At 62.0% G+C, this 12,829-nt stretch carries 13 protein-coding genes and 1 tRNA gene; 8 read left to right on the top strand and 6 right to left on the bottom strand.

Annotated elements, in window-relative coordinates:
* The first annotated feature begins 24 nt into the window (after positions 1–24).
* The 5 genes from F4560_RS33395 to F4560_RS33375 all read left to right on the top strand — a co-directional run bounded on the left by F4560_RS33395 (position 25) and on the right by F4560_RS33375 (position 4,029).
* A complete protein-coding gene (locus F4560_RS33395; RefSeq protein WP_312869629.1) occupies positions 25–495 on the top strand; it encodes a MarR family winged helix-turn-helix transcriptional regulator in 471 nt (156 codons plus the stop codon).
* 17 nt (positions 496–512) lie between these two features.
* Positions 513–597, top strand: a tRNA-Ser gene (locus F4560_RS33390).
* A 61-nt stretch (positions 598–658) separates the two neighbouring features.
* A complete protein-coding gene (locus F4560_RS46730) occupies positions 659–1,057 on the top strand; it encodes an HAD family hydrolase (protein WP_184929546.1) in 399 nt (132 codons plus the stop codon).
* A gap of 219 nt (positions 1,058–1,276) precedes the next feature.
* Complete coding sequence (locus F4560_RS33380) at positions 1,277–2,293, top strand: SMODS domain-containing nucleotidyltransferase (RefSeq protein WP_184926943.1); 1,017 nt, start codon at positions 1,277–1,279, stop codon at positions 2,291–2,293.
* Entirely contained in the window at positions 2,290–4,029 is a 1,740-nt protein-coding gene (locus tag F4560_RS33375; protein ID WP_221483720.1) for a ThiF family adenylyltransferase, read from the top strand. The genes F4560_RS33380 and F4560_RS33375 overlap by 4 nt, the downstream gene beginning before the upstream one ends.
* Before the next feature lie 2 nt (positions 4,030–4,031).
* On the opposite strand, the gene F4560_RS33370 is transcribed toward F4560_RS33375, so the two are convergent.
* From F4560_RS33370 to F4560_RS33355, 4 genes are all read right to left on the bottom strand, one after another.
* Complete coding sequence (locus F4560_RS33370) at positions 4,032–5,069, bottom strand: SAVED domain-containing protein (protein WP_221483719.1); 1,038 nt, start codon at positions 5,067–5,069, stop codon at positions 4,032–4,034.
* A gap of 185 nt (positions 5,070–5,254) precedes the next feature.
* The gene (locus tag F4560_RS33365) at positions 5,255–5,788 is read right to left on the bottom strand and encodes a hypothetical protein (protein ID WP_184926940.1); all 534 of its coding nucleotides are present in this window, start codon (positions 5,786–5,788) and stop codon (positions 5,255–5,257) included.
* Positions 5,789–6,287: 499 nt separating this feature from the next.
* Positions 6,288–7,025 carry a RibD family protein gene (locus tag F4560_RS33360; RefSeq protein ID WP_184926939.1) on the bottom strand — a complete coding sequence of 246 codons (738 nt, stop codon included), beginning with the start codon at positions 7,023–7,025 and terminating at the stop codon, positions 6,288–6,290.
* Complete coding sequence (locus F4560_RS33355) at positions 7,006–8,307, bottom strand: helix-turn-helix domain-containing protein (RefSeq protein ID WP_221483718.1); 1,302 nt, start codon at positions 8,305–8,307, stop codon at positions 7,006–7,008. Before F4560_RS33355 ends, F4560_RS33360 begins: the two co-directional genes overlap by 20 nt.
* A 469-nt stretch (positions 8,308–8,776) precedes the next feature.
* On the opposite strand from F4560_RS33355, the gene F4560_RS33350 reads away from it, so the two are divergent.
* The 3 genes from F4560_RS33350 to F4560_RS33340 all read left to right on the top strand — a co-directional run bounded on the left by F4560_RS33350 (position 8,777) and on the right by F4560_RS33340 (position 10,422).
* Entirely contained in the window at positions 8,777–9,343 is a 567-nt protein-coding gene (locus F4560_RS33350; protein ID WP_184926935.1) for a bifunctional DNA primase/polymerase, read from the top strand.
* Positions 9,340–9,681, top strand: coding sequence for a hypothetical protein (locus tag F4560_RS33345; protein WP_184926933.1), 342 nt, complete (start codon positions 9,340–9,342; stop codon positions 9,679–9,681). Before F4560_RS33350 ends, F4560_RS33345 begins: the two co-directional genes overlap by 4 nt.
* A gap of 198 nt (positions 9,682–9,879) precedes the next feature.
* Complete coding sequence (locus F4560_RS33340; RefSeq protein WP_184926931.1) at positions 9,880–10,422, top strand: DapH/DapD/GlmU-related protein; 543 nt, start codon at positions 9,880–9,882, stop codon at positions 10,420–10,422.
* A 133-nt stretch (positions 10,423–10,555) separates the two neighbouring features.
* On the opposite strand, the gene F4560_RS33335 is transcribed toward F4560_RS33340, so the two are convergent.
* Positions 10,556–12,085: a M28 family metallopeptidase gene (locus F4560_RS33335; RefSeq protein WP_184926930.1), complete on the bottom strand. Its 1,530-nt coding sequence runs from the start codon at positions 12,083–12,085 to the stop codon at positions 10,556–10,558.
* A gap of 63 nt (positions 12,086–12,148) precedes the next feature.
* On the bottom strand, positions 12,149–12,796 hold the full coding sequence (locus F4560_RS33330; protein WP_184926928.1) for a GNAT family N-acetyltransferase: 648 nt from the start codon (positions 12,794–12,796) through the stop codon (positions 12,149–12,151).
* Positions 12,797–12,829: the final 33 nt, after the last annotated feature.

Raw genomic sequence — 12,829 nt, 5'->3', positions numbered from 1 at the left:
AGATGTGCGGCATAGCCTTGGGGGGTGACTGAGCAGGAGCCGCGGTGGCTGGACGATGAGGAGATGCGCGCCTGGCGCAACTACGTGGTCGGGGCGTCGATGCTCGCCGACCGGCTGCACCGGGAACTACAGGACGGGCACGGGGTGTCGTTGCCTGATTACGAGGTGCTCGTGCGGCTGTCCGAGCGCCGGGGGCGGCGGATGCGGATGTCGCAGTTGGCGGACGAGGTGGCGTCGTCCAAGAGCCGGGTGTCGCACCAGGTGGCGCGGATGGAGCGGGAAGGGCTGCTGCGGCGGCTGGAGTGCCCGGAGGACGGGCGCGGGGTGTTCGCGGAGTTGACGGACAAGGGGATGGCGCTGCTGGAGGCGTCGGCGCCGACTCACGTCGAGGGGGTGCGCGAGCACATGATCGACTTGTTGTCGCGGGAGGAGCAGGAGGTGCTGGCCACGGTGTTCACCCGGGTCATCACACACCTGCGCCAACTGGACCGGTAACCTGCTCCGGCACACCGGGAAGCGTGGCAGAGCGGCCGAATGCACCCGCCTTGAAAGCGGGAGACGGGCAACCGTCCGGGGGTTCAAATCCCTCCGCTTCCGCAGTTCAGAGGGGGAGTGACCGGCCGTTGAGGCTGGTCACACCCCCTCTGGTGTAGCAACGATCTCAGCCCAGCTCGTCCGTGAGCCGCTTCAAAGCCTCCCCGCTTGTCCTCAAGGGAGACGGGCGCGTAGATCATCATCGTCACCTGCCGCAGCCGTCGAAACCTACCTCTACCAACACCGTTTGATGGATCACGTCACGGCGGTCGTGGGCCGCTCGTCGAGTGACCCCGCCTTGCTCAAGCCTGACGCTCATCTAGTGATGACGACCCTTGATCTGGTCGCGACTCCCGCCGACAGGTGCACTTTCGTCGGTGACTCTGAGTCAGACATGGTTGCAGTACGTGCAGCTGGCATGGTTGCCGTCGGGTACGCCAACAAGGCCGGCGAGTCCAGACAACTGGCAATCGCTGGAGCTGATCTTGTGCCCACTAAGGCTTATCCAGCGGAAATACGCTGATTTGACCAGATTGGCCAAGTAGTGGACAGACTACATATGGTACAGACCATTTTTCGTTAGCTATGCGCATTAGTTCGCAGGCACGCGTCGTACCTACCTGAAGGTTCTTCACTAGCTAGACTCGGCGTGCTCGCTGACGACATCCTGACCAAAGCATGTAACACGGACAGTCACCTCCAGCGATCACATGGAATAACTCGACGCTACGGGAGACCATCCATGAAGCACACGAGCTACTTCGACAACTTTCTGAAGAATGTCGTGAACCTCAGTCAGTTTAGACTTGATGTGCTTGAGAGTAGGGTTGAGTCGATCTATAACGCCCTGAAGGCAGATCCTGTACTTGGACCGCGGATCATCAAGAAGATCCCGCAAGGGTCATGGCCCCAGAGGACTATCATCAGTCCCCAGAACGGTAAGGCCTTCGATGGAGACTTCATGCTCCAAATGAAGGAGGAACCCGAGTGGCAGAGTGATCTTCGACGATACGGCGATGCGGTGTACAACGTCCTTCATAACCACTCGGACTACAAGAACATGAAGCACGGCCGAAAGTGCCGTTGCATCTACGTCCAGTACGCAAACAACGCCATGCACGTTGACATTGTCCCGTACGTGATCAAGTCAGACGGAACTCAACATATCATCGACCGGGACAACAAACGCTGGGAGCCCACGAACCCAAGCGGATTCACCACCTGGATGCAGGAGAAGGACAAGATCACAGGCGGAAATCTCCGCAAGGTCATTCGGCTTCTGAAATTCCTAAGGGACCACAAGAACTCATTCACCGGCACGAAATCGATCCTAATCACCACACTGCTGGGCGAACGCGTCGAAGAATGGCGAAAAATAGTCACCCCTGGCTACTATTCAGATCTTCCCACGGCGCTCCTGCAGATCGTCTCAGATCTCGATGAGTGGCTGCAAAATCAACCGTATAAGCCTTCCATTCAAGACCCTTCAAGGTCCGGCGCTACATTCGATCATCGATGGAGCCCGGAGACCTACGGGTATTTTCGTGACCGTATCCATGTCCACGCTGCCGAAATCAAGGACGCGTACAACGAAACGGACGCCGAAACGAGCGTGGCGAAGTGGCAAAGCCTGTTCGGCGACAAGTTCCAAGCGCCAGCCACTTCATCGAGTAGCAGCAAATATGGTGCTGCTGGTGCGGTCGGCGCCGACTCCGATGACGGAACCTGGTCATCGAGTCGTTCAGGTCGTGCAGGTTGAGCAGAAACAAACGGACGACTTGGCAGCGCGCTGCCGAGGAAGAACTTCTTAGAATCGCCTTCTCCTTTCATGGCGAGTTCACCCTCCGACAGCGTCCGAACTTGCACGAGTCCGGATATCTGCGCGTTCCAGTGCGACTCAAAACAGGACATCTTCCGCACGAGGCCGGCGGGCTGCTCTTAAACGCGGAAGAGGACTTCATACTATGGATCGGAAGATTCCCTTCGCCTCCGTTTGTCGAAGTGGAACACAATCGCTTTGTCGGATTCCCGCATGTGATGAATGGCCGCATACTTTGCATCTATCTGGACGTCGCTCGGGAATGGAATCCAAACCTCGGGATCGGCCAAGCCGTAGATCGGCTTCACGACTGGCTGAGAGACGCTTCAGCGAACAAATTCAACCCTGAATCGTCCCTGTATCACGCAGTCGGAGGAAGCCTGAATTACGGTTCCAGCAGCCTGCCGATGATCGTCGTGCGAGACGCCTATCCGCCGCGAAATTTCGTCCAATCCGGCTTCTGCACGTTCCGATCCGGTCGTCGCTGGGATCTTCAGTTCAAACGCACAGAATACGAGCAAATACAGGTGCCCGTACTGGCGCTTTCAACACCACTCCCTCTGGGCATTGGCGACACCTTTATAGAAGTTCTTGCTCGCCTGAATGATCCCCTTGAGCAATCATGGCTCGGAAAATCAGTTAGGACTAACCCGCAGACACCTGCTTTTCTCACTGCGCTAGCCGCGGTGGCGAGCAAGATGCAGGACGGGAGCCCGCAACTATTTGTTCTTACGGTCCCTCATCCAGCAGGCGGCCCACCACACCTTCTAGCTGGAATACTTGGTGCAGACATAGCAGATATGTTGCGGAAACAAGTTCGAGAACGTGACACCAACCTAATCGGCGTCACGGTAGAAACTTTCGAACCTAGCACGCCCGTGGAGTGGTGCCTTGTGTCCGACGAAAGAGCCAGTGTTACAATACGTCGCGATTCAACAAGACCAATTAACGCGTTTTACGGAAAGAATGTTCATGTCTGGGGCTGCGGTGGACTTGGGTCCTGGATTGCAGAGTTTGTCGCGCGGGCCGGAGTAAGACGAATGGTTCTGTGCGATCCTGGCGTAATCACAGGCGGACTTCTTGTTCGCCAGAACTTCGAGGAGTTGGACGTTGGACGTGGAAAAACGCAGGCGCTTCAAGAGCGGATCAAATCAATTCGTGACGACATTGACGTTGAGGCCCACAGCGGCAACGTTCCACTAGGTATAAACGATTTCAGCGAGGTTGACGTGGTGATCGATGCAACGATCTCTCAGATGATTGGACAAATACTAGACCGGCTGGCATCAGTCGAAGGTAGACCTCTAGTGGCGCAAGTCGCCACAGATGTCAAGACCGGAACTCTTGGTATCATCAGCATCAGTGCACCAGGAGTACCGGCCGGCGCGAACGAGGTCGACCGACAAACGGGAAGAGTCGTGTTGAAAGAAGGTCGACTTGAACCTTTTCACACTTTCTGGTCGGATGTGCAGGAGCAGGACGAACTCATCCCCACACGCGGCTGCTCTCTACCGACCTTTCACGGTTCTGCGGCCGATATGGCCGCGCTAGCAGCATCACTCACGAGTCTGCTCGGTAGCCACATCGAAGCAGATAAACCCATCTCGGGAACGCATCTAATTTCTCTTCCGCATTCGCCGACTGGACCTATACATAACTTCATACCATTCAGCTAATCTTATTTGCGCGCTCCCCGGCGATTGACTTCAAGAGCAAGTTCATAGCCTGTGTCCATACGCTCATAGACTGCAACCGGCGGCTGAGAATTTCGCATGAAAGAACGGCCAATCTCGACGGCAGCAGAGAGCGGCGCAGAAGATATAAGGTGCCACCGCTCAGCCAAGGGATGCTTCTTCTCCGTCTCCGCCAAGAGGGTTCTCCACCGTATGGCGAAGTTGTTGAAAGTTTGCTCGCTCGCCATAAGTACTGGCGACGGCGTTTCACCTACCGGCCGCAATACGTGACGAGGGAGTCGCGAAATTTCAGAGGGGATATTGCCCGGCTCAACCGGGCTACTCAACTCACATACAAGAACGACCTCCTTGGCCTCCCTGTCCTCGAAAAGAACCTCGCTCTGGAAATCCACCGGGGAGCTAGTGGCGTTCCACGACCAGCCAGCGTCCGGCCCACGATGTTTTTGAAAGATCTTCGTCGTGGTCTTATCGTCCAGCTCGGAGCCGAGATAGACAAGCAACGGGATCGGGGCAAACGGAAACACGGAGATGTGCTCGACATCGCCTTGTTCTACGGCTTGTCTAACCCGTCCTAGGGTGTCGTCGATTCGCTGTTCGGCAGAGTCCCAATATCCCTTACCGCCGACATGACCCTGGATCTGGCACGTGAAGTCACCGCTCCACTGGCTTTCCACTAGGCCTAGATAGTTGAGCGCAAAGAGCGTCTCTGCAACTTCTTTCCGGGAAGCTATCGAGTAGTTTCCGCGAATATTTGCACCTACTCGGACAACTGCGGTTCGCGTCAACCCTCCGCTAGCGGTTGCCATTTCAATTCGTCGCTCGTGCGTTTTTTTCAAGTCACGCAACTTTTCCTCAGGAAAAAACTTGATGTGGTCTTTGTCGTCGATGACACGATGGCAATCGTGGCAAACCAACAACAAGTTCTCCTCGCTTTCCCTGTCAAGTTCAGGGGTAGCAGATTCGCTACGTGGAGACGTTTCCCCATCGGTAGCACCAACATTGTGAGCCAGCTCAGCAGACATTACGGAGTGAAAGTACGTCTTTCCGTCACCAAGCAATCTGATATTACAGATTGTGCAACGTCCAGCGGTGCGCGCCCACAACGCAAGCCTCACCTTCTCAGCAACTGAATTCCTGGTTACATGCGTCTTCCTAGCTTCTTCTGCCATCAAACATCTCCCGTCAAGTTGCACAGGCACATTAGTGTTCAAACTCGCCTACGTCGGGACCGATTTCGCCACAGCAGGAGAATTCGCGGCACTTGCCACATCGACAGATGACCGCGAACATCTCGCAGGAACTCTTCTGCAGCTGAATCGATGTCTGGATGCGTCTCCGCTTCCAGGCTTTTCCATTGAACAGAACTTGGCGGATCAGACTCCCAGGCAGCTTTGAGCGACGCCCTTGTCTCCTCCTTTATCTTCTGCACAAACCTTACATATGATTTTTGTAGGATTTTCGATTCACTACCGATCCAGCCTGTGTAGTAGTAGATCTCCTCTTGAAGATCGTGGGACCTTTCCATCAAATCCGATGTTTTGTCTGCTTGACGTCGCCTAACTCGGTAGAGCATCTCTTTCCAGGCCAACGCGGCTTTATAGGCCTCACCGTATAGTTGGCGTCTGCGATCCCGTTTCGACGCGAAGAAGGCAGCGCTGGCCGTGACCAGTGCCACCACCACCGCACCGGCAGCTGCAATCACAGCTGGCAACTGAGCGGCAGACTGCGCTTGACTCAACACGCTGATCAGTATCGCTAGGTTCGGACGTCACCTGAACACACTTTGCTGCCGAACTTGGCTCTACGGGATCAAGGCGCGCCGCCGTCGGCGGCGCACGGGGCCTGTCGCGTTGGCACCGGCTCCCCGTCCATCCCGGCACGCCGGGCTCCCGCTCCGCTCCGCGCCGACGGCCACCGGACATGCCAAAGCCGCCCCACCTAGGACCAGCGGGACGGGACAGCCATAAGGCCAGCCACTAGGACGAGGTGTAGCTACGGGTGTAGCAACGGTCCGGGACGGGTTGGGACGGGACAGCACTCCTGACCAGGCAACACCGACAACTGGGGACTAGCCCGAACAAGCCTGGACAGCCGGATGCAGCCTTGAAAGCGGGAGACGGGCAACCGTCCGGGGGGTTCAGATCCCTCCGCTTTCGTCCTTCGCCGGATGGTTACACCCCCTCTGTGTAGCAACGGGTGTCAGCGAGATTCGTCGTTGAGAATGCGTAGGAGCGACTGACCTACCGCACCGGTCGCGACACCAACCGCACGTCGCTCCCCGACCGAGCCACGTCGACCAACTCCAAGCGCAGGATGCCGGACATGCTGCGGATGCCCGCATCCTCCAAGCCGCTCTTGCCTGACCCCAGCAGCGCAGGTGCCACGTAGTTCACCACTCGGTCCACCAAGCCCTGAGCGATGAAGCTGCCGGCCAAGGTTGGCCCACCCTCAAGGAAGACGGCTCGCACACCACGCTCTAGGAGGCCGGCCAAGACAGCGTGAAGGTCGAGCCCGCGGCCAGCTCGCTTGACTCGTAGCACTTCGACCACGCCGTCGAGGTGTGAAGCGTCGACGTCTTCGGCCACCACGATGAGCGTTGGTGCGGCATCGTTGCAGACGTTGGCGTCGCGCGGTGTCTTGGCGTTGCTGTCGATCACCACTCGCAGCGGCTGCCGCTCCGGGTTGTTCACGATCGACAGGTCGAGCCGCGGATCGTCGTTGCCGCGCACGGCGAGGTTGGGGTTGTCTGCCTGCTGGGTGCCGGAACCGACGACCGTGGCATCACAGCCCGCGCGCAGCAAGTGGACTTCGGCCCGGCTCTCGGCGCTGGTGATCCACTGGCTGGTGCCGTCCTCGGCGGCGATCCGGCCGTCGAGGGTGGCGGCGAACTTGTAGACCAGAAAGGGGCGCCGCTGCGTCTCGATGACTTGGTCCCACTCGTCCCGGCCTACCAGCTCGTCAACGCTGAGCGCTGCCACCCGAGTCCCCTTCGCTTGTCACCGCACGGATGAACTCAACGACGCCTGGGAGCGCCTGCCATCGGAGCATAAGCCTGGTGCTGGTCGTCAACTCTCGAACCGTCCGGTGTGACTGGGTCTCGCGGGCGATCTTCAGGGCCTCGGTGCCGCTCTCCAGCGCAGCTTCCGGAAGACCAGCTCGTGCCGCGGCCATGGTGCGGCGCGCTAGGTGCAAGCCGCGCTCGCGGTGGAACGACCGAGGCCACTGCTGCATGACGTGGTCGTACTCGTCCAACGCTCGCCGGTCGTTGCCCAGCGTGCTGAACATCGCCGCTCGCTGCACAGCCACGTAGCTCGATGTGCAGTAGCTACCCAGCATGTAAGGGTCGTCAGTCGGTTGGGCTGCATCCGCCAAAGCTTGGGCCCGGTCCATGTAGTCGAGAGCCGCGCGCTCTTGACCGTCGAGCGCACTGGCGTGGGCGGCCTGTTGGTGGATGGCTGCCCGAACATGTGAGCTGACTACCTGCCCGTCGTAGCGCACCGAAGCCTGCGCCAGCGTGACGGCCGGTGCGCGCTCGCCAAGGAACTGGGCTTGCTGGCTCATGCGCATCAGGATGAAGGCTGCGATGTCCGGGTTACCTGACGAGTGCGACCACTCCAGCGCCTTGCTCGACCATGCCCTGCCAGCCTCGAAGTTCCCGAGGTCATCAGCAAGCCAACCGCTGAACTCCGCGAACAGAGCGCCGACCTCGAACAGTCGTCCCCGCGAGCTGGATTCAATCCGCTCGTATAGCTTGGCAATATTGCCGACCTGCTCGCGCGCTGACCGCACCAGATTTCCCGGCCCGAGCAAGCTGTCGGCGGACACCAGTGCATCCCGCAACCTGATGAAGTGATCGATGACCTGCGGGTCTACAGCGCCACGACCAGGACCGTCCAGAGAGGGCAGATCGAGGCCGATACCAGGTAGAGAGACGGCCAGCCCTGCTATTGCGCCAATAAACTCACGTCGCTCCACACTTCCCCCTTCTGGCGATGCGACCTGCCGCTCAAGCCGACGCTTGGCCTTGGCAGTTGCAACCGCTCGCTTCACAATGGCCACGGGAATACCGAAGCTGTCGGCATGATGCTGCTGCCAGTACGGCGTCAGCATCCGCTTTTCAGTCTCCCAGCGCGACACTTCATTGCGAGTGACCGCACGACCGGCACGTTCGGACAGCGCATCGGCTTGCTCGCTCTGCGAGCGCCCAGCGTCAGCGCGGAGCCGGCGCAGCAGCTCCCCGATGCTCATCGGCTCGTGCATAGGATCATCCTGACGGGCGAGTAGGCGGGAAGCCACCATTGTGGCCCCTGTTTCTGGCCACTCCTCGCCATATGGCCCCCTTTCCGGGCGACTCCGCCCAAACGGTCTAACGCCCACCCTTGTCTCAGGCACCAACGCCGGAGATCACCAAGCGAAGATCGCTGACCAGCGTTGTCTTCCTTCCAGGGCAGCAACCGCGCCCGACTTCTGGCGCTGGTTGCCTCCACGCAACGGTCATACAGCGAGGAGTCAACGACCATGCGCACATTCCAGCCGCAGCGCTCTGGGTGCTGAACAAATTATGCCGCCGATGCCATACACCGTGAAGCTGCGCGCCACCATCTTGGGGCGAGCGCTGGCGCGCTGATCGCCCTCGCACCGATGCAATTTGAAGATTTATTCGAGGTTGGGACCGGTCAGCGTCTCCCTGCCCCGACCTGCTGTTCCAGCGCAACGAGAAGGGCACCCCATGTCGACCACGACAACACCGACCGAACAACTGACCACAGCACTGGGCTACGCAGCGCTGGGGTGGCCGGTCGTACCTGGCGCCGTCTGGTGTGACGGTCACTTCGCCGATCCGGTGGACGAACAGTTGGTCACCAGTCCGTGCCTGCGGCCGATCGGGGAAGCGACGACCGACGCCGCGTTGGTGCAGGAGTGGTGGTCGACGCCAGGCCTGCACGCACCGAACATCTTCACTGTGACCGGCACTGAGGTCGGTGCCTTCGCGGTGGCCGAGTCGTTGACGATGACGCTGGCCGACAACCCCTGGTTCGCTGCCTTCCCGACGCCGGTATTGGCCTTCCCCGACATGCCGATCGCCTACTTCCTGGTCCGGCCGCCCATGCCGTCGGTGCTGCTGAGCCGTGAGGCACACGTCATGGAGGCCGGGATGCCCCTGCCCCTGCCACCAAGCGCTCTGGACACCATGCCGGTGATCTGGCTGGTCACTCCCGAACAGGCGGGCAACCGCCTGATGCCCGGTGACGCACTGGCCGACCTGATCTACAGCGTCGAGAGGAAGTGCGCGTGAACGAGCTGGACGAGCGCAGCCCTGACACGGTGACACGCCCGCTGTGGACCAAAGAGGAGTTCACCAACCTCCTGCACCTGATTGCCAAGGAGCAGGCTCCGCGACTGTTCGCCATCGTGGAGGAGTACGGCGAGCAGGAAGACGGCCGAGTCGCGGCCTACGGGTTGGCCTATCCCGACCATGCCGATGTCAACTCGGTCGAAGGTGACTTCCACCTGGTCTCGCAGAGCCCGGAGCGTGCACGGCAACTCTTCGAAATCTCCGCCGGCTCGCGTGGCGTGCGGACGCACCTGGTGTGGCTGACCAGCGCACCGAAGGACACCGAAGAAGAGGGCTGAACGAGCCGCAGGCGGCGACCGAGCATCCGGTCGCCGCCTGCGGCGGTCTTACTGGGTCGTGGCTCTAGGGTCTGGCGCGCTTCCGCTTGTCTCCCTTGTGCTCAGCCCGCCGCTTCCACTACTGGTGTGGCAACGGGGTCGTACCGGAGCCAAAGGGAAGCAACGGTGCGGCAAGGCGTTCATGAGAAGGTGCGGGTCATGCCAGACGACCGCCTCATGCGCATCCAGAGCGCCGAGTTCAAGGCCATGTCCGAGAGGGTTCTGCGGGCCACCGAGCTCACGTCCCGCCTCAACGTCCTCCCCTTCGAGAACGAAGCGGGCAAGGCGGAGTTGTTCGAGCTGATCCTCGGCCGGCCACTGCCGAAGAGGGTCACGATCTACCCGCCCTTCTACACGGACCACGGCCTCAACCTGGACATCGCGGAACGGGTTTTCATCAACCAGAACTGCACGTTCCTGGACTACGCCGGTATCCGGCTCGGCGAGCGCGTGATGATCGCGCCGAAGGTCACGTTCATCACCATGGGCCACCCGGTCGATCCGGTGGAGCGGCGGGGGTGGCTGAGCGGCGGGCCCATCGACGTGGCGGAGAACGTGTGGATCGGCGCCGGCGCCACGATCCTGCCCGGCGTCACCATCGGACGTGACGCCGTGATCGCCGCAGGAGCGATCGTGGCCAACGACGTGCCGCCGGCGAGCCTCGTGACCGGCACCAAGGCCGCCGTCCGCCGCCAGTGGTGACGACCGCCCCCGCAACCGGCAGCTCACACGACTCCGTGACAGGTGGCCGGGCAAGCCGATCCTGGCCGCCACAGCAGGCCGGGGCCGGTCTCCTTGTTGGGAGACCGGCCCCGGTTGCGAACAAAACAGGTGCTTACGCCACGTCGGCGTGCGAGTGGTCGTGTTGCTCGACGTGCAGGGAACGCTTCGAAGCGGCACGCGCCTCGGCACGCTGGGTACGCGACGGGACGCCGTTCACGCTCTCCGTGCTGATCGCGTACGACGCCGTCACCCACGCCAGAGCGTCGGAGTTCCGGTCGAGGGCGGTGCGGTCGATGTTGCCGAGGTTGTCACCCGGGCCGTGGTAGTTCGGGTCGTAGGCGGTGCCGGCGGTGCCGCCCCACTTGGTGGCCTGGGCTTCGGTCTTGACGCCCTCGGCGCCGGTGAACAGGCCGCCGGCGGGGATTCCGTTGAGGATGAACTCGCCGTAGTCCGAACGGCCGGAGAAGTCGGTGCCCTCGGTCTGCACGCCCTTCTGCGTCGTCAGGTAGTCGACGAACGCCTGCTCGATCTGCGCCGAGCCGTACGGACCCGCACCCGCGCCGTCACCGTCGGAGTTGTCGCCGTCGTAGACGAAGTACGCCGCGTTCGGCGAGCCGATCATGTCGAAGTTCAGGTACAGCGCGATGTCGAGCTGCTGCTCGAACGTCAGCCCCTGCACGTACTTCTCCGAACCGACGAGCCCCAGCTCCTCGGCGCCCCACCAGGCGAACCGCACCGCGTTGTTCACCTTCGGCGCCGCACCGAGCTGCAACGCGCTCTCCAGCAGACCGGCCGAGCCGGTGCCGTTGTCGTTGATGCCCGCGCCGTTCTCGACGCTGTCGAGGTGGGCGCCCGCCATCACGACGTTGTCCGTGCGACCGGTCCTGGTCTGCGCGATCACGTTGCGCGACGGCCGCTCTTCCGTGTGGTACCGCAGGTCCACGGTCGCCGGCTGGCCGCCGAGCTGGGCCAGCGCGGTGCCGTCGGCCCGGGTGACGCCACCGGTCGGGACGACGCCGGGCGCACCCAGCGTGACGCCCGACAGCGGACCCTCGGTGTTGTTCGCGATGATCACCGCGATGGCGCCGGCGGCAGCCGCGTTGCGGTGCTTGATGTCGAACGTGCACGCCCCGCGGCGGATCAGGGCGACCGAGCCGGTGAAGTCCTGCCCGGCGAAGTCCTCCGCCTCGCAGCCCGGCGTCCCGTCCTCGGGGACGACGCGCAGCGGACCGGTGACGCCGCCGACCGGCGTCTGCGGCGAGAACTCCAGCGGGATGTTCTCGTACGTCGTGGCGCCGACCTTCGCGGTCGCGGCGTCGGTGATCTGCACCGGGTACATGAACGTCGGCGTCGACACGTCGAACCCGGCGGCCCGCAGCTTGCCGGCGACGTACTCGACGCTGGCGTCGTAGCCGGACGTGCCGGCGGCACGGTTCCCGTCGTTGCGGTCGGCGATGCGCTGGAACGCGATCAGGTGGCGGTTGACACCTTCCAGCGTGACCTTCTTGGTGAGGTTCTGGGCCAGCTTCGGCCCGTCCAGCGGCGCCGCGGAGGCGACGTTGGCGGCCGGAACGACGGCCAGCGCGAGGGATGCGGACGCCGCGAGGATCGTCGCGCGTCGGACCCCTGTTCTACCTGACATGATCGAGTTTCCCCTTCACTCGGATTCCGCACCTTCACAAGTCGCGGCGGTAAACGCAATCCTTCAGTCGGAGGGTCTTTCGCCGGCGAGCAGCGCCAGGCACGGTGTGATTCCACTCACAGCCAGCGCCCAGTCGGGCCGGACGAACGTCGCCGGGGTCAGCAGCAGCCGCGTCTGCCGCGCCGGTTCACCCCGGCGGACCTGCGTGAACGTGCCGTCCGGCCGGTAGCCGAGTTTGCGGCTCACCGCGTGCGACGCGTGGTTGTCGTCGAACGCGCTGGACCGCGCCGACACCGCGCCGAGGTGGTCGAACGCGAACAGCAGCACCGCCGCCCGCATCTCGGTGCCGATCCCCCGCCCCTGGTGCCGCAGCCCGAGCCACGATCCGCTGGTCACCTCGCGGAGGATCGGGAACTCCTCGGCGCCGAGCCCTTGCGTGCCGATCACCCGACCGTCCAGCCGCACCAGGAAGTTCAACGTCCACCGATCCGGCGTCAGGGACGCACGAACGCCCCAGTAGTGCTGGACCGTGTTGATGCCGAGCCTGTCGCGCGGCGCGTCGGTCCAGTCCACGCCGAACGGCATCCGGTCGGGCGGGTGGATGCCGTCCAGCGCCACGTCCACCAGTTCGGCCAGGCCCTCGTCGTCGTCGGGTCGCAGTTCGAGGCGCGGGGTTCGGAGCACCAAGTGTCGGAACGGCCAGGGGTCCATGCCCGTCGATGGTGGCGGGCACGCGTTCGCGGG

The sequence above is a fragment of the Saccharothrix ecbatanensis genome, assembly GCF_014205015.1.
GTDB lineage: Bacteria > Actinomycetota > Actinomycetes > Mycobacteriales > Pseudonocardiaceae > Actinosynnema > Actinosynnema ecbatanense.
Note: the sequence above shows the minus strand (reverse complement) of the source record. Positions and strands in the feature narration are given on the sequence as shown.

Bases quoted from the DNA above. Each gene is read 5' to 3' on its own strand.
- F4560_RS33380 (WP_184926943.1), top strand. From the start codon at position 1,277: ATGAAGCACACGAGCTACTTCGACAACTTTCTGAAGAATGTCGTGAAC.
- F4560_RS33370 (WP_221483719.1), bottom strand. From the start codon at position 5,069: ATGTCTGCTGAGCTGGCTCACAATGTTGGTGCTACCGATGGGGAAACG.
- F4560_RS33355 (WP_221483718.1), bottom strand. From the start codon at position 8,307: ATGCACGAGCCGATGAGCATCGGGGAGCTGCTGCGCCGGCTCCGCGCT.
- F4560_RS33350 (WP_184926935.1), top strand. From the start codon at position 8,777: ATGTCGACCACGACAACACCGACCGAACAACTGACCACAGCACTGGGC.
- F4560_RS33340 (WP_184926931.1), top strand. From the start codon at position 9,880: ATGCCAGACGACCGCCTCATGCGCATCCAGAGCGCCGAGTTCAAGGCC.
- F4560_RS33335 (WP_184926930.1), bottom strand. From the start codon at position 12,085: ATGTCAGGTAGAACAGGGGTCCGACGCGCGACGATCCTCGCGGCGTCC.
- F4560_RS33330 (WP_184926928.1), bottom strand. From the start codon at position 12,796: ATGGACCCCTGGCCGTTCCGACACTTGGTGCTCCGAACCCCGCGCCTC.